We start from the raw sequence: 1,311 nt of genomic DNA, 5'->3' as shown, positions 1-1,311 counted from the left end.
ATATTCAAGTGTATCGAATTGTGCCATTGTAGATTCCATGCGTTTCTTTGCTTCGAGCTTCAAAGATAGTATATCGTTGACATCTGCTAGCGCCTCGGTAACGGCACTGTACACGCTCCAAGTTTCTTCGATAGGCCTGTCATCATTCCCACCGCCTGGCATGCCGCTATAGCTTGCTACAAGCTTTGTACGTGGTCCTGCACTATTGATTCGCCTATTCAGTATGCTTAGTTCTGCCGATAGCTCGTCTCTGCGTATGGCAAGTATTTCAATCTCTTTGCAGAGATCTTTGTATGTCCTATCCCAATCATAACTCATGCCGGATACCTCCTTATTTGGTTTTCAACTTCCTAAACGTTTCAGCAGTGTTGCGCATTACCTAGCCACTTGGTTACCTCCGTATCCTGGATTTGATCAAAAATGTAAATATTGCAATTAAGAGGCCGTTTACTATACTATCTACCACGCCCGTCGGCCTCCAATCGCTTCGCTCATTGAGCATCTTCGGTCGGGACGATGGCCTTCGGCAACCCATTAATCATAAATTCCTTGGCTACCTGTAATGATTGGATCACAACGTCAATGGATTCTGGTTTGTTGAAAACCATTCGCACAGGGCTTTCTTCCAGTTCGACTTTTCTGTGAGGAATATAATCAGTACGTGCTCCGATGGGCGTTGCTTCTTCCTTCCGAATGAAACTTAACGATCCAACTGAACCATCTGTTTCTAACACTCCGGGCATGACTTCTATATCTCCACTACCAAATTCCAAAACAATTGATTCCTCTATTTTTACAATCGGCATCTATGCCACCGCCTATTCATTCGTGCTTATGAAATACTGAATATCCTTCTTTACCGCATTTGGTGCAAATATAGTAAACTCGATCACCGCTTAAATTTTGAAATCGACTATTCTTCGTAAACGGTTGGTAATCGTGCTTACAAAACAATCTTTTAAGCCACTTCACGGGTACACCGCCTATTTTATTTTGGGGAGAGGGAGCGCTAGGCCCCCAMCTCGTCGTACGTCTGCTCGAATATATCAGGCTTGCACGGGTAGAACTCACCTTTGACTCCTTTGATGATATAGTCCCCTTTGGTTGCGGTCATTGTCCCTTCAAGAGTAGGAATAAAAACCGATTCATTCGCTGATTCCAATGTCATAACATCCATGAACTTAGCAATTTCCATTTGGTTATCGCCATTCCAACGGACTGCATCAATCACGACTGGCTTCTTCCGGTACTTTGCCATTACGCCACCAATCCTTCCCGGCGCTTCAACGTCTCAACATCAATCGCTAACCT

At 44.3% G+C, this 1,311-nt stretch carries 3 protein-coding genes; all 3 read right to left on the bottom strand.

The window, feature by feature from the left end:
* Positions 1-318, bottom strand: a 318-nt coding sequence (locus AC1DWB_RS35365; protein WP_477545740.1) for a hypothetical protein, incomplete at its 3' end; no start/stop codon positions are given.
* Between the two features lie 173 nt (positions 319-491).
* On the bottom strand, positions 492-806 hold the full coding sequence (locus AC1DWB_RS35360; protein WP_477545739.1) for a hypothetical protein: 315 nt from the start codon (positions 804-806) through the stop codon (positions 492-494).
* Positions 807-1,009: 203 nt separating this feature from the next.
* Complete coding sequence (locus tag AC1DWB_RS35355) at positions 1,010-1,195, bottom strand: hypothetical protein (RefSeq protein WP_477545741.1); 186 nt, start codon at positions 1,193-1,195, stop codon at positions 1,010-1,012.
* Positions 1,196-1,311 lie beyond the last annotated feature (116 nt).

The organism is Paenibacillus sp. P4_E11, from assembly GCF_056401635.1.
Note: the sequence above shows the minus strand (reverse complement) of the source record. Positions and strands in the feature narration are given on the sequence as shown.

Bases quoted from the DNA above. Each gene is read 5' to 3' on its own strand.
- AC1DWB_RS35360 (WP_477545739.1), bottom strand. From the start codon at position 806: ATGCCGATTGTAAAAATAGAGGAATCAATTGTTTTGGAATTTGGTAGT.